The sequence below is a fragment of the Pseudobutyrivibrio sp. C4 genome (assembly GCF_900111635.1).
Lineage (GTDB): Bacteria > Bacillota > Clostridia > Lachnospirales > Lachnospiraceae > Pseudobutyrivibrio > Pseudobutyrivibrio ruminis.
Window position 1 is genome coordinate 98,878 of sequence record NZ_FOHF01000006.1, and the last position, 22,197, is coordinate 121,074.

Genomic DNA, 22,197 nt, shown 5'->3' on the forward strand with positions numbered 1-22,197 from the left:
CCTTTCAGTGAGCTTCCAATTCGAACACTATTTGTGATACCATGGCATTCATTTAATTCTTCTAGTTCCCTGCACCAATGTGACATACTAACTACTAATTAAATATCCTCCATACATTCCGACACATAATTCTTTACTGTATAGCCATCATTATCGTGCCAATATGCGCCATCACCCTGACTCGCATAGTACATTCTGCCTGTTACCGGGACATATATCACACTCATAACTGTCCAATGTTGATATGCCAATGCAATAATCACTATAAACGGCCCATTACTTCTAATGAATTCCTTCGATTCATCTAAAGTATCCTCAACAAAACAATAATCATTACGAAATCATTCGCTGCTATCGTTTTCTTTCCTCAAACAATATAGCATATCACGAAAATGTAGAATGCAATGCCATTCTATTATGACATTAGATTCTTTATCCACATCTGTTTACGCTGTACAATCATCCTTTTTTTCTCTACATGTAGGCTTTCTTCACACTCATATATACCCACGATTGCCTTACCAGCTTTAGCGCGACATTTCTTGGCAATTTCTAATTCTGTATTCCATCTGTAAACTTCAAAATTAAAATGCTCAAAAGAGAGGCGGACAAATTCCTAGACCAAGCAATTAATCCAAGAAAACGTCCGCACCCTCAGATGTATATTCAAATAGTACAATTAACATTTTTTCAATCACTTGAACATAAAAAATATTTTACATTTCTTATTACTTGAACCTCTCGCATAGCCATTAACAAACAATTTATAACATATATCCCAATATTATCCTAAAACGCTCTATTCTTTCCGGATATTCTTGGTTCGTCTGCTCATATACCGACTGATATTTACGCATATAATGATGGCATTTTTCTAAAACCTCTTGATCATTCTGCTTAAATGCCAATTCGGCGACATTACTCGCATGATATGCTAAAAAGCGCTCTAGCCATGGTACTGCGGCCGTTTCAATATTGTGCTCCTTTATATAACTAATAACGATACAATATGACTGTATCCAATCCAATCTCTTTTTTAGGTTATTCGAATGACATCCCGAATCCATACGCTGATAATAATGATAATACGCCCTATTAATATATTTTGCAGAGCAAGCATTAAGGGCCATCCGAGCAAGATATACGACATCGCCACCTATTGCCAAGTTCTCTGGGAAGTCAATGATTTCACCTTTCTCATCATACATCAACGATCTTCTGTAAATTTTGTTCCACATATAAGTAAAGCCACGATATTGATCGCGTTGATAAATATACATAAGTAATTGCTCACGATTAAAAATCTCAGTAGTTACTTTACCTTTGTTAGTTATTTCTTCCGAATTCTCATCATAATCCTTATACCAAGAGCAAGCCACTATATCCACATCATCCTGAACAGCAACTAACATCATTTTTTCATACATATCTAGTTCTAGCCAATCATCGCAGTCCACAAAAGTGAAGTATTCGCCTGTAACCTGACGTAATCCTATATTTCTTGCCACACTCTCACCGGCATTTTGCTGATGAACTGTTTTAATTCTTACATCCTTCTTAGCATACTGATCTACTATTTTGTCCGCTCCATCGGTCGAACCATCATCTATTAGAATTATCTCTAAATTCTTGTATGTTTGTTTACATACACTTTCAAAACAACGTCGCAAAGTTGAAGCAGTATTGTAAACAGGAATAATAATAGATAATAAAGGGATGTTATTTTCCATCAAATAATCCTCCGGGCATTATATTTTTAGTCCCCCAAAGTATCTTGTCATCTCTTCGAATATGTCTTTTATAGTAATTATGATTTATTTTCAATCATTAAAACCAGACACTTTTCTTGATTCTAAAATTAGAACAACACTTTGTAACTATACACAATTTATATACTCAGTATTTTATAAATTATATTATTTTTCTAACGAAAGGTATCAATCTTAGAATATATATGAGGATAAAATATATTATTAGTTCAAATATAATTGATATGACACTAATTACATAATTGTTATAACAAACAACAGACTGCACCTTTTCAAAAATAATTGCAGAACATGAAGTATGTGTTTCAATAAGGAATATACCAAATGTGCATCCGCTAATTTCTGCAATTAGTTTCTTTACAATCTTATTCATCTCAAAGTAATGTAGTAATTCATAAACCAAAACTATTACACCACAGGAAACTCCAAATACATTACGCTGAAGTATCATTTCTACATTTTGATAATTGTTCGTTATATCGATTCCCACTTCAACAATTGTGGTGATTATATTAATAAAACAAACAAACAAACAAAATATAATAACATTTTTCCGTTCTCTTTTATACAAATCTATCAATACAAATCCTAAAACAGGGAACAACACATGCCAACAATTACTTGCCCAATTCGCTGTAAATAGTATAGAATACATTGATATATTATTATATAATCCGTGTAGTCCTAATAATCCATCAACAAAATAGAAAAAAAACGCGACTATTATAAAATATTTTATTTCTTGAACGCTTAAGCCAATGCACATTCTCCTTATCAAGGGAAGCATAATCAAATATGCGCAATATGCGTATAAATACCAATTTAATCTTGTAAATAAAATAATAAAAAAGTTATCATCTGTTCCCCAAATCCAAGTTGCATATAGAGCTAATCCTATCATTACAATTATCATTCTAAGCAATCTTTTCTTTATAATATCAAAAATAGATTCGTTTTTTCCCAATAGCAATATTCCAGAAATCATAAAAAATACAACTGGACCGCAACGTGATATTAGGGACAAAATAACCAATATACAATATCTAAAACTATATACCGGAACATTTTCATACCATGTAAATGATGGTCTATGATTATATAAAACCATAATAATGGCTAATACTCTTAATAGATCTAATTCATAACTTCTCTGTTTCATCCTTTCTATTTTGTATGACTATTTATAAGCAAAAAATCACACTTTCCTTTCATTTTAATATATCATTCAATGCATCTCAGGCGCTGTAGAATATTTAATATTGACTTGAAACTGTATGTAACTAAATAGAATAATACAACAACTTTATCGGAATTATTTATACCAAATGTATCCGATGTACTATTCCCATAACCTTTTAAAAAGCGTTAAAGATATTGGGCTCAAAAGTGATGTTACTACCTCTCAATCCAATTAAACATTCATATCTAAATACCAAACTACTTTACCCATATTTCACAAATTCATCTGAGCGATAATATTGTTGCTCAACCTTTCACTTGCATCACCCTGAAAAATCAATCCAGCTTTCTTATACATACTAAACAAATTTCCTAAATACCTTTTGACATTAAAATTTAAGATATCATCTATCAACTCATCATTATTACTAGCTAGCGTAAATGGAAGTTCCAAATCAAATCCCGGGGTAATATCTTTATTATTGCCAATATGCAATCTATCGTCTATCGCCAGATTCCACATTAACTGTCCTCTATCTTGAGCATACTTTTGTACATCGTCTGCATACAAGAACACCGGCATTCCAGTAAATCCAGCCTCAAAACATGCACTAGAATAATCTGTAATATATACATCCATTCCAGCCAATATTTCATACATATCGTCAGCTTGACTCTCATTTATGATTCTGCCTTCTAACTCTGTATTGCTGTAATCCTCGAAAGTTGATGCCAACTGCGGATGAACTCTCACACACAAATACCAGTCTCCACCAAACTTCTTTTCTAGATTTGTTAATAGCCTTTTAAAATCTATGGACCATATTTCAGAAAAAACAAATCTTTTTCCATCCTTTGCGCCTTCACGGAACGTAGGGGCATACATTACAACCTTTGCATCATCTGGAATTCCATGTTTCCTACGAAAAGCAAGTTTTTGCTGTGTTCTATCTCCATACAAAATATCACATCTTGGAGCACCTGTTTTCAAATATGTCCCATTATAAACTAAGCCTTTAGGCGATACTACCTCACACCATTTGGAATCAATAACCAAATCATCAATCATATCTGAATCATTCTTGCTAACAAGATATGCCATCTCAGAAAAGCCATCACCACGCCACAATCCGGTACATTTAATACCTATAGTATAATGATTAACATTCAAATAGTATTGGCCTTTACGTTTTGTAGTCCCATATGGTTTTCTATAATTATCAATCCACACTTTTGAGCGTGATAACCAGTATGCTCTACTCCATAAAGTATTAGGGACTTTTTTTATATAATCTGGAAACTCCTTGTCCATATTATTTACAAACCACACAAACTTATACTCTGGATGTTGCTTGTGTAATTCCATTACAACATATTTAGGATTACACCCAAATCCACCTTTTCCCTCGAATGTACATACACTAATTAAATTCCTTTTAATCGGAAAAACTCTGCATATGTAAAAGCAGAGTCGGTTTCCAAAAGCTTTAAGTTTTCGATAGTTAATATATTGTTTTTCAGTCATTAATTATCCCTTTGTGACAAGAATTTTTCATATATGCCAGCAAGAGCTATAGATTCTCCTCTAGTAAGCATATATATATTAGCTGAAGAATTTGATTCACCATTTCTTAAATTGCCAACTGCCCTTGTGAACTCCGCTATTTCATATCTGATGCCTGTTCCAAGGAATTTAGATGTATAATTATCTATTCTATTAGGATCTTCATAACGAACTTGAAAATTTGTGGTAAGCCACCATGGTGAAGGCGCTAAAATATATCCCTTGGTTCCAGCGACAATAAGACCACCTTCTGTTTTAACCGCAACACCGTTTTTAGTAGTCGCCAATGCATTTTCATATGTAAAATGAGCTTTAGTATAGGCGTCTAGCCCATTATCCATTTTTACACTTTCAAATCTAACATCCTTATAGTCTTTTCCAAGTAGTTTTATAACTGCCATCAGGCAATAGCTACCAAACTCAGTGAAAGCCCCGCCATACTGCAAATCATTCATTTCACGCTTATCCGGTGCTGTGATGCGCGAAAAGCTTGCCTCCACATCGCAAATATCACCTATTACTCCACTACGAGCAACACTGATAAGCTGTTTAAATCCTGGGCAATATGCAGTCTTAATTGCCTCCATAAGAACTACATTTTTTTCCTTTGCAAGCATAAACAATTCTTCTGCTTCAGCTTTCTTGAATACCATTGGTTTTTCACACAAAACATGTTTGCCTGCTAATATAGCTCTTTTAGCATAATCATAGTGAGTCTCATGAGGTGTAGCTATGTAGACCGCATCTATCTTATCAAGGAACTCATCATAATCATTGGTCCAAAATGCCAACTCATGCTTTTCCATAAAAGGCTTAGCATGATCATAATGGGGATTAAATACGCCTACTGCATTTGCACCAGATACGAGCTTTATTTCATTTGGAAAGCGCTCTGCCACTCTACCAGTACCTGCTATACCAATATTTAGCACAGGACTTCTATCTGTTCGTTTCATTGTTGAAGAAACGTTTTTGGTCCTCGGTAAATATACTACCTTACAATATTGCTCTATATAATCAAAAGTACCTACCCAATCAGAACCTACAGTAAAAATATCTACACCATATTTCTGAATGTCTTCTACCTTTTGACCGGTATGATCTTCTATAACAATTTCATCTACAAAGCCTGTAGCGCGGACATTATCTATACGTGTGATTAATGAATCTACTACATTAAGCTTTCCACGTGTAAGATCGTACTGCTCGGTAGTTATTCCTACTATTAAATAATCACCAAGTTCCTTAGCATGCTTTAGCAAATTGTAATGGCCTTCATGAAACAAATCAAATGTTCCATAGGTAATAACTTTTGTCATTATCTTCCCTTTCCTATTATGTTACTCCTCTAACTGCAGCAACCACAGCTGATCACAAGCATTTCTCGCCGTTGGCAAATATGGTGTGCTTGCCGATTCAAGCTGTATATATAAACCTTTTGATGTCCAAAGGATTTGCTCTGGTCCCTCTGGTAAATGCAATGTTCTATCAGCATTTATGTACTCTGTGTTATCATCTGAATAAATAAACTCAAGCAAAAATCCCTCATACATTTCATATCCTTGAGTCATTAATATAGTCTTGCTTCCATCTGATAGCTCTCTAAATGTCACACCTTGTATTCTTTCAGGAATTGTAACAGTAGAAATCAATGTTGGATTAATGTAATCCGATATATCATATTTATTTAATGCACCGTTAGCCCCATTTGAATAGCTTCCCACATATAAATAGCCATCATCAACAGTCAAAAAGCTTGCTACATGTCCTCCAGCTGCATTATACAGATTTGCATCAAACTGGGCCAATATTTCACCATTATATGAACCATCTAATACAGCAGTCATTGATATAGCATATACCATTCCGTCCATACCGGTTGTCCATAGTATATCATGGTTAGCATCATATGCGATACCTCCCATATGTGCTTTAAATCCTGTGTCTACTATGTTTAACAGATTGCCATTTAAATCCATAATATATAAAACACTGTTGTATTCCCCGCTCTTACTATAAGCAGCAGAGATTAGGTTACCAGAAGTCTTTGTAAAGCCCTGGAACACCATATCAGCGCAATAATCTGGCAACGCTGGATTATCATATAATCCTGGCAAAGCATGACTCCAGATAGCATTATCAGCCAAATATTCATATTCAGGATGGCTTGCTGCCATAGCAACACCAGACTGATTTGTGCACACACCATCGACCCCCATCTTGTACAGATTTTGCATCTGCTGTGGGCTATCTGGTGTCCATACAAAAACTTTACTTCCAGCGTTGTGTATTGCATTTATAAGACTTGTGCTCGCATTTTCCGAATTAATACCATAGTATTCAGCTGGCGTGTCTGAAAGAATAGATTCATTTGCTAGCATTGTATTGCAAAGAATCTGAGTAGATGAATCTATAGTTTTAAATTGTTGCAAATATCCATAATTAAAGGATGCATATACCACTCTGTCGTGCATTCCATTTTGTTCTATGACATTGTAGATAGATTCTACAAATCCATCTACTTTTCCAATATCCTTTAGCTCTAGGTAAATTCTAACATCATCATCTTTAACTAAATCCATTAACTCTTGAAGAGTAGGAATCTTTGTACCTGCGTATCCATCAGAGAACCATGCGCCAAAATCCATCTGGAGCAATTCATCATATGTATAATCAGCAATTTTCCCACTTACACCTGTAATTCTAGTCAAGTCATCGTCATGAAATAATACTAGGACACCATCTTTTGTTTCCTGTACATCTGTCTCAATCCAGTCTACTCCCAAATCCATAGCAGCTTTGAATGATGGCAGCGTGTTTTCCGGTGCGACTGCAGGATAGCCTCGATGCCCTATTACATCCATCTTTTTTCTAGAATCATCTACCGTATTTGCAAGTCCATCGCTGTAGTACCAAGAGTCACCTTGATCTACTATTTGGTATCCCATGTTATCTTCGGTAATAATTGTTCCATCTTCAGCAATACTATATTGCATGTATCCTATTGTTCCACCTGGATTTACAATTGTGTTCTCAGCTGTTATACCTTGTGCCTGTTCTTCTATAGCAGCCACTCTTAAAGCATGATTTCTACCATATCCTATTACTGCTAGCATTAATGCAAATATAATAAGGCTGGCTGTAGCTCTTTTGATATTCTTATCAAAATTCTTCTCTACAATTGTAAATAATAGCGGGTACACGGCCATTATATAGAATCCGATAATCCCGTAAGTAAAGTAGCCCGCATACTTAGATTCCATAAAAAGAGTCAATAAAGATGGTAATACTTTTATTATTAACAATAATGGTACTGCACCAAATACGAATCTTATGGTTTTACGCGAGTTGTTTCCTTCAGTAGAGAATTTTACCCACTTTCTTTCGGCATACCATCCAGCTATCAATCCCATACCAGCTCCACTATTCGCAAAACATCCATAGCGAAGCATTGGCGCAAAGCATATAAACATGCCAACAAGCGTAATAGCCAAATCATATCTGCCTTCATTTGCATCTGCCCACACTATAACTTTAGCAGTGGCATACATGACTACGATTCCTATTAATAATGCTCCAACAACATCCTGTGGAGTATGAACCCCCAGGTAATTTCTCGAAAACATTACTGCTAAGACAACTAGCCAACTAGCGATACCTATAATTCGAGTTTCCTTTTTCTTTTTGAAAAAAACTGTTCCTAATGCTCCCCAGGTAGCTGTTGCTCTTGAAGTATGTCCACTAGGAAATGAAGCATCTCCTGCTCCCGATAGAGCCGCCTCCACAGGTGTAATCCTTGCATCCTTTACCCAAGGCCTCTCTACATTAAAGAAACGTTTAAGAGTGGTATTATAAGTGCAGCCAACTCCTACATTCCACCCCATCAAAGCACCCGCTTTCTTATCAACACACCAATATATAAACGCCATTAGAATGAATGTAGTTAGTGGTGTTGCTAATTCACTTATAAATAAAAACAATTGGTCGAAAACACTTCCACAAGCTAATCTAGCTTTTTGTATAAAAAGCAGGTAACTAATATCCATCTACCATAATCCCCTAAAAGTTTATTCTCTCTTCTTCTATAACAAGCGGTCTATTCATGATTCGCTTGTTCATGCTAAGAACATACTCACCTAAAAATCCGATAAAGAATAACTGTAACGATCCCATTACAGATACCATCAATAGTACCGGATACATTCCAGCTGGAAATCTATCCCAATACAACAGCTTAAGCACGAGATATACTAGCGCAACAATAATACTTATAAACGAAAAGATAAACCCTGCAATAGTTGCCACTCTAAGCCCCATTGTTGTATATGAAGTAAATGATAGCATTGCAGCATCATATAAAGTATAAAAATTATTATGTGTCTTTCCTGCTGCACGCTTAGCCTGAGTATACTCAATATCCTTACGCTTATAACCAAGCTCTGCTACGATTCCTCTAAGGAATGGTGTTGGATCCTTTAAATCTCTAAGCACATCAATAAAGCTTTTATCGTATAAACCGAATCCTGTAAAATGCTCTATCTGTTCTACATCACTCATCTTTCTGATAGTTTTGTAATAGCATGAACGAAGGAAGCGCATGATTTTATTTTCTTTACTAGCAGTTTTTATACCACATACAATCTTGTACCCCTTTTCCCACTCTGCTACAAACTTAGGGATGAGTTCTACTGGATCCTGGAAATCCGCACACAAACTAATTGTGCAGTCTCCTGTGGTTTGGCACATAGCATGATAAGGTGAATTGAACTGTCCAAAATTCTTTGCATTGAAAATTGCTTTAACCTTTGGATTTTCTTTGCAAATTCCTCTGATTAAACTTCTAGTATTGTCCTTGGAACAATTATCAATAAAAAGAATTTCATAATCATACTGAGGAAGTTCTTTATTCATTACATCTATTACTGCCTTGCTAATAGGAACTACATTTTCTTCCTCGTTATAGCAAGGAATCATTATACTAATCTTTTTCATCAAACTTACCTCTTCTACCGATTAATACTTTCCACAAAGGAAACTATTCCTTTGCTAAACTCAATGGTTGGCTGCCAACCTGTATGTTCTTTTATCTTACTAACATCTGGCTGAAGTGAAACGAATGGATTCGCCTTCGTGCCAAAATCTATGATGGATTTCGAATTCAATGTCTCTTTTGCTTCTACTACATAATCCTTAAGTGGCTTGTAATCACCATTTGCAATATTATATATTTCACCAGGACGACCATTCTCACCAAGCGCAATTATAGCCTCTGCTGCATCTTTCACATGTAAATAGTCCCAATTCTGCTCGCAACTACTAAGCTTTACTTCTTCATTCTTACTTAGCTTTCTAAGTAAATCTGGAAGCATGCGCCCACTAGGTTCGTAATCACCATACAAGCTAAATATACGTCCCCACACCCATTCAAGGCCCAGCTGCTCGCAACGTCTTTTGGATAAATACATTGCCGAAACCTTGGCACTGCCATAAGCATTTATTGGCAATGGCATCCTATCCTCTTTAATTAATTCTGATACAACACCATATTCCGCTTGTGAACCAATTCCCACAAAACGTTTACAATTAAGCTTTTTTGCAGACTCAACTGCCTTTAAATTATAAGCTATATTATTATTTTGAACAACAAAATCATCCCGCCCTCCAAACCAGGCGAGATGATAAAATACATCGCAATCAGTGTTAACAGCTTCTGCAATGCTATCAAAGTCATTACAATCACACTCTATTAAGTGTAGGCTGTTATTTGATTTTGAAAATCTATTATTATGTTCTGAGTTTGGGCGAAGTATCGCGTATACCTCGTACCCTTTTTGTAATAGTGCCTCGGTTAAACTGTAGCCAGCAAAACCTGCCGCACCTGTCACAACTGCCTTCATACACATCCTCTTTCAATATACCTTAACTTATAAAGTATAGTATGTTGGCGTCACAAATTCAATTCTTATATCTTTAGAGAGCTTCGAGAGCTCGTCAGATATCCTCTTATTACGCATTTCCGCCTTGTCTGAAAACGCATATTCCAAAGTCTTGTCGTAGTAATCCTTGCCGTAATACTCTGAATACCCATCAAAACCTGCCAGCATTACTGAATTGATTCCTAATGCTTTTAATAGATTCAAGAGCATGATTCCTGAGTTATCTGCAATATCTCTATCATCAGACATATATTTGCAATAATCAACAATATACTTGTCGCTATCATCTGTGGAAAGATTTGATGTAAGTATGCATGGCACATTACAGTTATCTTGCATTTTACGATAGCGCTTCATGTTGTTGCTAAATACGTAGTCCACATCTATATCTTCTGGGCAGAAATTTATAGCAATCTTGATTATTTCTTTATCATTGTAATACTGCTGCAGCTTGTCATCACATTCTTTTAATGTATGGCCTGGAGCAATTAACATTATCTGTTTATTAGCAATTGCCGCTTTTAGCTTTTCAACAGACTTTGAATCATCATAATTTCTACAAAGAAATCTATCATATATCTCTTCTGCTTTTTCTTTAGAAAAGATTGCTCGATTCTCTTCTGGAATGCTTGAAAGGATTTCCATAAAATCACTAGCAGACAAAGAGTCCTTTTCTGCTAAATATATTGCATAGTTTGGATGGCACTTCATAGTTGCTGATATATAAAGTGGCAATGAATATCCCCAAAACTTATCTCTGTATATATCTGCCAGATACTCGTCCATAATCTCAAGCATTGGCTCAATCTTATAGTCAGTATCATAATTTTCATTCATGTATTCAGCAAATAATTCCAAATTAAGGTTTCCAGCACCTCGTCCCATTCCAAATACACAAGCATCTACAAGCACATCTCTTTTAAGATTCAACTCTACAAGTGCTTCTGCATTACCAAAGGCCTGCTGCAAATTATTGTGAGCATGATATGCAAGTGTGATTCCTTCTGCCATGTTGTTATCAGCTATGTATACCATACGCAAAAACTGCTTGCGCTTTATAGCTCCGAATGTATCTACAATGGACATAGCAAAGGGATTTAAGTCATTAAACTTTTTAATTCCATGAATGAATTCTTCATCCGTGTACTCATCCGTATTTACGAAGTTGACAGAAATAAAATATCCTAGTTCCTGGATGTGCTTACAATACTCATAAGCTTCTTCTATTTTATTCTTTTTGAAAATAACTCTTATTCCGTCTATGGATGTCCCATCACATTTTGGAATGCTATCCAGTGCAACTGGTGCACTCATATCAAGCATTCCAACATATTTCATACTAGGGCTCTTTGGTGTTACGAAAGGAATATATGATTCCACCGTCGGAAAAATAGCTCTATCAGGATTAAAATCTGTGTCTTTAAGGAAACCTACTTCCAGGAACTCTATACCTGTTCTTGCTATTTTTCTACAGAACCCCTTTATATTCTGTTCTCCAAACATCCAGTCATTTACATAACCGCCATCTCTCAATGTGCAGTCAAGCAAATTTACTTTTCCCATTCTATTCCTCCATCATAGGAACAATCATTATTTCCTTTAGTTCTTCTCGTGGTAAAAATGGAGCCAAATCCTCAAGTGGTGGGCTTACTAATGTTCCGTCTTCCAATCTCTTTGTAGAGCTCTTTGGTTCCCATGCTTGCTTTGTATCAGTAAATATTTCGCAGAATAATGGTCCTTCTTCAGCCAAGACTTTATCTACCACATTCTTCATCTCTTCATTTGAATGAGCGCTGTAATATGGGTATCCAAAAGCTTTAGCAATTCCCTCAAATTTTGGGAATGACAGATCACCGGATTCCTCACCTATACCAACCTTACAATGTTCTTTAAAGAGATTGTTCTGAGTAAGTCTAATTGAGTGGTAACCATTATTGTTTATCAAAAAGATTTTAATTGGAAGTTTATTAGTGATGACTGTTTGCAATTCCTGCAAATTCATCATGATACTTCCATCGCCTTCGAGACAGATAGTCTCTTTACGTCCACCGCCAATGCATGTACCTATAGCAGCTGGTAATCCATATCCCATGCTGGCTACTGCACTGTTATTAGCCATTCTACTGCCTTTTTTAATAACATATGTCTGGTTGCCAACCACACAACATGCACCATTCGAAACAGCAGTTAAACTATTCTCAGGTAATTTGCTACTCATATATTTTATAAACGCATATACGTTAGCACCTTCGCCAGTTTCATTCCATTTTGAATCATCCACAACTGGATAGTTTCTCTTCCAGCCTTGGCACTTTTCAAGCCAATCATTTCCTTGGAACAGCTTTTCATCTGCAAGACAACGGTTCATTGTTTCAAGAAAATCCTTGGCATCTGCCCAGATTGGCATATCTACATGGATTGTAGGCTTTTTCATTTCCCCTTCATCCACATCAATCATTATAACTTCGGCTTCTCTAGCCCATGTCTTCCAGTTATAACCAACCTGTCTAATAGAAATACGTGTACCAATAGCTACGATTAAATCGGCATTTTGAATAGCCCAGTTGCCAGGTCTATCTCCCATATTACCTGCACGACCAACATATAATGGATTATCATCCTCAATTAAATCAACTGCATTCCAATAGGTAACAATTGGAATATTGAGCTTTTCAGCGACCTGACGGAATACATCGTATCCGCCAGAGAGGCGGATGCCATACCCTGTATGGAATACTGGTCTTTTAGCATTCTTTATTTTCTCGATAACAGTTTTTACTACTTCCTCGCTTACTTTTGGTGGAAGCTTCGCATCATCTTCAGCTGGGTCGTATCCCCTAAGGTCCTCTGTTTCTATATACATACCCTGGTAGTTAACTGGGATATCAATCCAAACTGGTCCTGGACGACCAGTATTTGCCAAGTGCCATGCTTTTTCCAATGAATATCTGATATCCATTGGGTCTTCTATCATGGTTGCATACTTTGTCATTGGTTCTACTGAGCGAACAATATCGTACTCCTGATCACCAACAGCACGAAGTCTTTCACCTGTAAACTGCATAGCGTATCTAGCAGTGGTGTCGTATCTAACCTGACCGCTGATAATAAACATTGGGATAGAATCAAGCCAGCCTCCCAATACTCCAGTGAGTGCATTGGTTCCGCCTGGACCTGTAGTTACACATACTGCCGCTATTTTATTATCAAGTCTTGCATATGCTTCTGCAGCAATCGCACACGCTTGCTCGTGATGATTGTAAGTTACTTTTAATCCTTCATGATGCCCTAGTGCATCATTGAGGTGCATCGCACCACCACCTACAACACTAAATACATCTGTTACTCCATGTTCTACTAAAAAGTTTGCAACATAATCTGCTAATCTTATCTTCATTTTAACGCCTCTTACTGCTGCACAGCCTCAATAATTACTTGAGCCATGTAATCAATCATTTTATCTGTCATTCCTGGATATACACCTACCCAAAATGAATTGTTCATAACATATTCTGTGTTATCCAAGCTACCTGCAACTCTGTATGCATCTGTATCTCTGATTTGATCAAAGCATGGGTGCTTTATCAAGTTTCCAGAGAAGAGCAGACGAGTCTGCACATTATGCTCTTCGATATATCTTGTAACATCATTTCTGCTTACACCGCTTTCTGGCTTTACAGAAATAATAAAACCGAACCAGCTTGGTTCTGAGTTTTCTGCAGGTGTTGGAAGAACAAGTTTATCTGCCACTGCGCTATTTGCAAGTGCGTCATGAAGTCTAGCCCAATTATGACGACGTCTTTCTATAAATGATGGGAACTTCTTAAGCTGTTCTACGCCAACTGCAGCCTGCAAATCTGTAACCTTGAGATTATATCCAAGATGACTGTAAACATACTTATGGTCATATCCCTGTGGGAGCTGACCATACTGTCCGTCATATCTGTGGCCACAGAAATTATCCTGACCAGATGGACAGATGCAATCGCGTCCCCAATCACGGTATGAAAGAATCATTCTATGAAGAAGTGGATTATTAGTGTATACACATCCGCCTTCTCCCATAGTCATATGATGAGGTGGGTAGAATGAGGATGTACCTATATCTCCCCATGTACCTGTGAATCTTGTTTCACCATCAATTGTATACTTTGTACCTAGAGCATCACAATTGTCCTCTACAAGCCAAAGATTATGCTTGTCACAGAACTCCTTTACAGCTTTAAGATCAAATGGGTTTCCAAGTGTATGGGCAATCATAACTGCTTTTGTCTTTGGGCTGAGGGCAGCCTCAAGCTTTGTAACATCGATATTGTACTGAGGCACTGTAACGTCAACAAATACTGGTACCGCTCCATATTGAAGCATTGGTGTAACAGTAGTAGGGAATCCTGCTGCAACTGTGATAACCTCATCACCACGCTTAATCTGTCTATCTCCAAGCTCTGGAGCTGTTAATGCCATAAACGCAATTAAGTTTGCTGATGAACCGGAATTAACCAGATGTGCAAACTTCACACCAATCCACTCAGCAAACTCTTTTTCAAACTGATTTGAAAATCTTCCTGTAGTGAGCCAAAAATCTAGCATGGCATCTGTAAGAGCCTGCATCTCTTTTTCATCATATACTCGAGACGCATAGCTGATACGATCACCAGGCTGAAAATTTTCTTTTGATTCACTAGGCTTTTTAAAATCGTTATAATAATCGGCCACCATGGCCTTTATCTGTTCTCTTGCTTCTTCTTCATTCTTCCAATTGGACAATTCTATTTCCTCCAAACTAATTCTGTTCCCATTTCATCCATGGTGCTTTTCCAGCCTTAATAAGCTTTTCAAGGGTCTCCTTTTCACGCATATTATCCATGCACTGCCAGAATCCCTTGTGGATGTAGCTCATAAGCTCACCTTGCTCTGCAAGCTTCTCTAATGGACCACGCTCAAGGACAGTTCTATCTCCATCGATATAATCGAAAATCTTTGGTTCAAAAACCATGTATCCCGCATTGATAGGCACACCATCATCCAGTTTTTTCTCTCTGAATGATTTTACAGCGTTGTCTCCACCTATATCCAAAATACCCTTAGTCTGATCCTGAAGCACGGCTGTTAGTGTAGCAATCTTATTGTTTTCTTTGTGGAATTCAATAAGCTTATTAATATCTACATCACAAACACCATCGCCATATGTCATCAAGAATGTCTCATTGCCAACGTATTCCTGAACGCGTTTGATACGACCACCAGTCATAGTGTCTAAACCCGTGTCAACGATAGTAACTTTCCATGGCTCAACATTTGATTTATGAATTGTCATTTCATTGGAACCATTTCTGTAATCAAAACTTATATCACTTCTTCTCATAAAATAATCAGCAAACCACTGCTTTATTACCTGCTGTTTGTAGCCAGCGCAAATAATAAACTCATTGTGGCCATAGTATGAGTATTCCTTCATGATATGCCAAATAATAGGCTGCTCGCCTATGTCTACCATTGGCTTTGGTTTATATATTGATTCTTCTGATATTCTGGTACCAAGTCCACCAGCTAGTAATACAACTTTCATTCTAATTACCTTTCATGATTAATTAGTACTGAGCTAAATACTTGTAAAAAATACTATCATCCACACTTGAACAAAAATTCATAGACTCCATAATTTGTTCCTTGCGAGCATATTCAATGCCATTTTCTTTATAATCTGGATAATTATTAATAGTTCTCGCGAATTCACTAACGGTAGTTACACTTCCAAGTAATAGTGAGACAGTTAAAACAGCTATAACCATCTTATTCCTGTTGATAACTAAATCTTTAATCCGCATAACAATATACATATATAAGATTATCTGTGCAGGTATACATGCTCTCATACAAAAATCTACACTAGAACCTATTACAAATATTGGACAAATCAAGAACATGATTATCGATGCTATATAAATATTATCCTTTTTACCTATTCTGTAGGTTAACGCTATATACACACCCACTTCTACCAGTAAAAAAAGAATATAATACAATAAATTATTATCCATTGTTCCTGAATTCTTTGATGGGATAGTATGAATTGCACCATATATAATAAATAACGCACAAAACATTTTTAGTGCTATTATACTTACTTTTTGTATCCTTCTGTATATCTCTATTCTTCTATACTGCTTGCCTTTTAATATATTTCTTCTAACAAGAACTACAACACTGACAATTAATATGGCTAATACCACTATACCTACTAAATTTCGTACATTATTCTTTCCACCGGCTAAAGCAGTATAGCTAATTGCATTATTGCTTAAAAACATAGAACCAACTACAACTGCACTTATTATACCTATAACATTTTCATACGTTATCAGACTAGTAAATGCCTTTTTAATAATGCCACTAATTCCATTATGATTATCCTTGGCACTATTATTCCATATTCTACATAAAGCCATTGGAAAAAGTCCTACTACTGGTAACGGAGCAGAAAACAATCCCGCTGCCATAACCAGCACCATATTTGCATTATTCTCATCTAATACCAATAATGTAACAATCCAACCATATATTGCTTGATTGAACACCCAAAAAAGTTGTGTAGTAAAACTTGAAAACTGATACCCAACAGCCCAATTATCTATGTGCATTCCAAAAGTATATTTAAAAAACGCATCATTATTTCTAAGCAAAAGTCCAATTATATCAAGACCACTAAAAAAAACAAATATCAATAGTGGCCATATATACAACCCCTCATTTTTTTTAGAAATTAACAAGTAAACCAGTGACACCCCTATAACCGCCCAAACATATTGAGCAAAGTACCCCGCATTAACTCCAAACAGCTTTCCAATCATTGCTGGTATAATCCAAAATCCAATGTAGTAAGACATACCATTAGACCCATATGCAGTTCCTTTTACCACTGGCCATTTGTATTCTATTAATATTTCAAATATTTCATTTCTCCATTTATGATCATTATTCTGCCATGTATATCCACCTATTCCAGAAAAATATACCCATAACAGAATAATTGTGATAATAATAACTATTTTGATTATATCTTTTTTGCTTTCTATAATATTAAAAGTCCGGCATTCAGCATTCTTTGCCATTCTATAAAGAGAAACAAAAATAGCTATTGTTAATGGCGCACCTATCAAATATATCTTTGTCCATCCAAATATAAAAAATGCCAGAGGCAATGCTATATAGATATATGATACAATTTTAATTAAATCTAACTTTTTCATTTATTGTTCCCTGATAGTTTTGCGCAGTCCTGCGTATAACACTGTTGATATCAAAATAAACATAACCAATATACTCAACATCTTTTTTTTAGAAGTATATTCCTCGTACGTATTAAATACAAAGGAGTTTGCAATAAACTCTACATCAGCGCCATCGCCAATATCCAATCTAAACATGGTTCCCGCTGGGCAATCCACATTTAAAAGATATGAGCCTCTTCCTAGCTGAATCTTAAAGGGAATTGAATTTTCCTGAGTCATATCTCCATTCTCATCAGCCCAGAATAATTCAGCATATATAACATCTTCGCCATTAGTTTTATAATTCATAAGATTTTCCACATTTGAAATCATAGTAACATCTATTTCAACTTGCTCTACATTTTTGTCTGAGAAAAAATAGATGCATGGATCTCCTGCGTTTGACTTAACTCTTTGACCATCAAATTCATATCCATTTGATGAACACTGCGACCAAGCAGTAATTATTGTTTGTCCTCTTTTTACAAACATCTCATCTTTAAACACGAGTGCTATTAACCCGGTTATTGTAATTGATATCATTAATGTGACTATTATATTTATTTTTCTTTTCATTGCTTCAATCACTCATTGTTTATTTATTCTATTTTTAATCGATACCATTACACTTTTCATATTCTCAATAAAAAATGCATCACGCATCAATAGCAACATCAAAAAGTATATACTAGCTCCAATTATAATCAAACAAAATGTATTGATTATGGACGCATTCATACTTTGTCCTATAAAAAGAAGTATGATCAACATTATTCCACCAGCAATTAGATAATGTATAGCAGAAGTAACTATTTTAACAAAAGATAGCTCTTTTCTAACCATATACAACTGAACAAGTGTAACTACAATTTCCGCAGACACTGAAGCCACAGCCGCACCAATAGATTTAAACTTGCTAATTAGAATCATATTTAAAATAAAATTAACAGCCGCACCAATTAAAACAGATGTCGTAAATTCTTTTTCTTTTTTGGTCGGTACAAAATACTGCATTCCAGTAATATTGCTTATTCCAATTGCTATAATCAAAAAACTTAGTATAGAAAGTACTGGGATAGCTTTCATATAACCTATACCGAGAAACCATGGCACAAAATTACTCGCCGTTCCTATCAATCCGAAACAAAGCGGTATTCCTATAAACCATACAAATCTATAAGCACGATACATATAATTATTAACTATATCTGTTTCGCCTCTTTCAAAATGGTATCCAATTCGAGGTACCATTACAGTACCTAAAGATGTAACAACCGTCAATACTAGCTTAGATATCTTTATTGACTGTTCATAATAACCATTTTCAAATGCATCTTTTGTTATAAGTCCAATCATCGTCTTATCTAAAACTGTATAAATCTGTATTGCTATCGTTGGTATAAATAGAGCTATTACCATTCTTAAATTTCTAGCAGGCCTAATATCTGACCACCTAGGTTTACTTACATATTTAGGAATATATATCCACAAGGATAAATTGCAAAGGAAAACAAAGAAAGTCATTCCAAAGACATATATCCATAAATCTGCCTTAGTTTTCACAAACATAAAAATATATAGTATGCTTAATAATTTGAAAATAATATTTCGAAAAACAATCTTTCCAAATTCCTCTATACCCTGAAAAAACCAAGTAACATTAACTAGAATTGCTAATATTTCAAATGTACAAATATAGTAGATAATATTATTGGCAACAGTTAGAGAAAAAATAATATATATTCCTATAGCAATAGAACTAGTTATTATCTCAAGTATTTTTGTCTCCCAAAACACTTGAGATCTCTTTTCCTTATTATCCTGAACATATGATATCTCTCGCTGCCCATATATAGATATTCCCATTGAAGCGAATAACACAAAATAAGATACAATTGATGCTATATAACTATATGTTCCAATTCCGTCAGCCTCAAGAACTCTAGATACATATGGTGTTGTAATTAAAGGTGCTAGAAAAACTAGCACCTGGTAGCTCATATTATATATATAGTTTTTCTTAATACTTTTCTTCATTAAATGATATTCTTTCTTTTATATCTTTTATGACTTTATTTTTTACATGCATTCTCTAATTATCATCAATTTTATTAATCGCATTAAAATAATTATCATACATTTTACTAACCGTTAAATGCTCTGCATAAAACTCTTTGTTTATCTTTCTCAAAGTATTTCTTTCTTCTTCTGACATATTCTTTATTCTTTGTAAACAGTCAACTGCCTCTTTTTCATTATCATATAAAAATACACCTGGCAAATTAAACTTTTCATAATATTTGTTACCACCAGTTCTACTTGCAAGTATAATCATTCCTAAAGACATTGCTTCAATAAAAACTAAGTCAAAATAAGTTACTTTATTAGGTAAAATGAAAACATCTGCTGCAGCCATGTATGAGTGTGCATCAGTTGTCCAACCTATTTCTATCCATCTTTTATAATCTGGACTCTCAATCGGTCCTAACCGTCCAGCAACAACAATCCAATTATCTTCCGATTTTTCCAAAAAAGATCGACCTATCGTCTTTAATGAATTGTAACCTTTAACTATATTATGACGTCCTGCATAGAAAACAACAAAATCATTCATTGGAATATGTAGTTCTTCTCTTACGACTTTTTTGACACGCAACGCAGTAGCCGGCTTTATTCCAGTCTCTATATATAAATACTTATCCTTTTTTTCTTCCTTAATTATTTTATAATAGTCCCAATTATCTATATATGGCTCTTCTGCTTCTTTACATGGAAACACTAAATAATCTGCACGTTCGAAAGCATATCTATCAATTTCCTCTAGTTTCTTCCCTAGATTTGGAATCAATCTATGATAAATTTTCGAGTAATCCAATGTCTTTTCCATACCAGCTGGCAAAGGAGAATGTGATTGTAAAATAACAATTCCTTTATAATTCTCTAAGTTTTTTTTCTCTAGATATAAATCCATTGTTTCATGGAACTGTATAACTGAATACTTATTTAAATCTACTTCAGATAATGGGGATGGATCCTTAAGCAACTTTTTTATTCTTTTTATATCTCTTAATGAATGTTGTAAATCATAGATTTTTTTAGGAAGATGCCCAACAATTTTTCTGGCGACTCCCATGATATTTTCTGTTGTAGAATCATTTTCTATAAAATCTATTGTAGATTCATTCCTTTTCTTCATTTCATCCCAATAATAATATCCAACTCCTAGTGGGCCACCTCTTGGTGAGAGCTTATTTTTTTGTAAATAGAAAAGTATTCTTGCCACGTTCTCATTCCTCCATCTATTATAGACACTTTATAAACTGTGCTTTTATATAGTTTTTATCAAATGCTCGAGCTCTCTTAAAAGATAAATCACTATATTTCTTGTAAACTTCATCATCATCGTACAAACGCTTTACCGCTTCCGCCAAGCCCGATGCATCATCTACATCTTTCAGGATGCAATATTCTCCTTTATTTGATACCTCCCCACAATCGCAATTTGTCATTACACAAGGTTTCCCAAATGACATAGCTTCGACAATCACGGTAGGGAGTCCTTCCGCTTTACTTGTTAATAGATTAATATATGATGCTTCTATATAGTTTTCTATATCACCGATATTTCCCAAGAAATAACAGTTATCTTCTACACCATATTTTTTTGCCATTTCCTTTACACTATTTATTGTATGTCCATCACCAGCGAATACTATCTTTTCATCTAAACCACATTCAGCTAATAACTTCATGACTTCAATGGCTAAATCTTGTCCTTTTCCCTCATCGAATCTACCAACATATAATATATATTTTCCGTACTTATTCCTTAATAAATCAATTTTACTATAATCTAATTGTCTATCTAAAATATACGTAGGATTATATATTTTCTTTATATCTATATGATGTAAAAACTCCTTGCCCGCATATGCATGATTTTGTTCAACTTCAGAGAGGGTAACTATAGTATTAAAATATTTATACAACATAGCATAGGCATCACATATTGCTAAATAAGAAATCAACGTGCCGTGGCACCAGCATATTTTTTTATTGGACTGAATATAATTTTTTCCTACAAATGACAAATCATTAATATGACCGGCAAATGCTATTGCTACATCATATGTTTTTCTTTTAAAAATCATTTTTTGAAAAAGTTGCTTTATCGTAAGAATTGGAGAAATCAAAGCATAAATATACTTCCCCCACCACCACCTATGTACACCATAGCTATATGTTTCCGGGCAACCATTGTTCGATAAATTATAATCATAATAATTAACGTCGTGTGGTAATTGGTTGATTAATCCATTTTGTTTAGGCTTAAGATTATATACATCAACATCATATCCTGCTTCAATGCACATATTAATATAATCAATACCTACTCTTTCAATTCCTCCTGTGTTCAATCCATCAAACACAAATGCAATCTTTTTATTCATGTTTCATTTCCCGCCATAAAGTAGACT

At 35.0% G+C, this 22,197-nt stretch carries 16 protein-coding genes and 1 pseudogene; all 17 read right to left on the reverse strand.

The window, feature by feature from the left end:
• Window positions 1–98: 98 nt before the first annotated feature.
• Window positions 99–320 (reverse strand): annotated as a pseudogene (locus BMY66_RS10355) (inositol monophosphatase family protein); the annotation flags it as partial.
• A 444-nt stretch (window positions 321–764) separates the two neighbouring features.
• Window positions 765–1,730 (reverse strand): glycosyltransferase, encoded by a 966-nt coding sequence (locus tag BMY66_RS10360; RefSeq protein ID WP_090395102.1) that lies wholly within the window; start codon window positions 1,728–1,730, stop codon window positions 765–767.
• A gap of 181 nt (window positions 1,731–1,911) precedes the next feature.
• Entirely contained in the window at window positions 1,912–2,928 is a 1,017-nt protein-coding gene (locus BMY66_RS10365) for an acyltransferase (protein WP_090395103.1), read from the reverse strand.
• A 294-nt stretch (window positions 2,929–3,222) separates the two neighbouring features.
• Complete coding sequence (locus BMY66_RS10370) at window positions 3,223–4,473, reverse strand: CDP-glycerol glycerophosphotransferase family protein (RefSeq protein ID WP_090395104.1); 1,251 nt, start codon at window positions 4,471–4,473, stop codon at window positions 3,223–3,225.
• Window positions 4,473–5,831, reverse strand: coding sequence for a Gfo/Idh/MocA family oxidoreductase (locus BMY66_RS10375; RefSeq protein ID WP_090395105.1), 1,359 nt, complete (start codon window positions 5,829–5,831; stop codon window positions 4,473–4,475). The genes BMY66_RS10370 and BMY66_RS10375 overlap by 1 nt, the downstream gene beginning before the upstream one ends.
• A gap of 21 nt (window positions 5,832–5,852) precedes the next feature.
• The gene (locus BMY66_RS10380; protein ID WP_177175650.1) at window positions 5,853–8,441 is read right to left on the reverse strand and encodes a glycerophosphodiester phosphodiesterase family protein; all 2,589 of its coding nucleotides are present in this window, start codon (window positions 8,439–8,441) and stop codon (window positions 5,853–5,855) included.
• A 130-nt stretch (window positions 8,442–8,571) separates the two neighbouring features.
• Window positions 8,572–9,504 carry a glycosyltransferase family 2 protein gene (locus BMY66_RS10385; RefSeq protein ID WP_090395107.1) on the reverse strand — a complete coding sequence of 311 codons (933 nt, stop codon included), beginning with the start codon at window positions 9,502–9,504 and terminating at the stop codon, window positions 8,572–8,574.
• A gap of 14 nt (window positions 9,505–9,518) precedes the next feature.
• Entirely contained in the window at window positions 9,519–10,409 is an 891-nt protein-coding gene (locus BMY66_RS10390) for an NAD-dependent epimerase/dehydratase family protein (protein WP_177175651.1), read from the reverse strand.
• A gap of 27 nt (window positions 10,410–10,436) precedes the next feature.
• Window positions 10,437–12,011: a beta/alpha barrel domain-containing protein gene (locus BMY66_RS10395; RefSeq protein WP_090395109.1), complete on the reverse strand. Its 1,575-nt coding sequence runs from the start codon at window positions 12,009–12,011 to the stop codon at window positions 10,437–10,439.
• A gap of 1 nt (window position 12,012) precedes the next feature.
• A complete protein-coding gene (locus tag BMY66_RS10400) occupies window positions 12,013–13,845 on the reverse strand; it encodes a thiamine pyrophosphate-binding protein (RefSeq protein ID WP_090395110.1) in 1,833 nt (610 codons plus the stop codon).
• An 11-nt stretch (window positions 13,846–13,856) separates the two neighbouring features.
• Window positions 13,857–15,215, reverse strand: a complete 1,359-nt coding sequence (gene rfbH / locus BMY66_RS10405; RefSeq protein ID WP_090395111.1) for a lipopolysaccharide biosynthesis protein RfbH — start codon at window positions 15,213–15,215, stop codon at window positions 13,857–13,859.
• A gap of 16 nt (window positions 15,216–15,231) precedes the next feature.
• Entirely contained in the window at window positions 15,232–16,017 is a 786-nt protein-coding gene (rfbF, locus tag BMY66_RS10410) for a glucose-1-phosphate cytidylyltransferase (RefSeq protein WP_090395112.1), read from the reverse strand.
• A 22-nt stretch (window positions 16,018–16,039) separates the two neighbouring features.
• Complete coding sequence (locus BMY66_RS10415; protein WP_090395113.1) at window positions 16,040–17,698, reverse strand: hypothetical protein; 1,659 nt, start codon at window positions 17,696–17,698, stop codon at window positions 16,040–16,042.
• The gene (locus BMY66_RS10420; protein ID WP_177175652.1) at window positions 17,699–18,307 is read right to left on the reverse strand and encodes a hypothetical protein; all 609 of its coding nucleotides are present in this window, start codon (window positions 18,305–18,307) and stop codon (window positions 17,699–17,701) included.
• A complete protein-coding gene (locus tag BMY66_RS10425; RefSeq protein WP_090395115.1) occupies window positions 18,308–19,756 on the reverse strand; it encodes a flippase in 1,449 nt (482 codons plus the stop codon). It lies immediately after the preceding gene.
• Window positions 19,757–19,811: 55 nt separating this feature from the next.
• Window positions 19,812–21,002 carry a glycosyltransferase family 4 protein gene (locus BMY66_RS10430; protein WP_090395116.1) on the reverse strand — a complete coding sequence of 397 codons (1,191 nt, stop codon included), beginning with the start codon at window positions 21,000–21,002 and terminating at the stop codon, window positions 19,812–19,814.
• Between the two features lie 19 nt (window positions 21,003–21,021).
• Window positions 21,022–22,170, reverse strand: a complete 1,149-nt coding sequence (locus BMY66_RS10435) for a glycosyltransferase (RefSeq protein WP_090395117.1) — start codon at window positions 22,168–22,170, stop codon at window positions 21,022–21,024.
• Window positions 22,171–22,197: the final 27 nt, after the last annotated feature.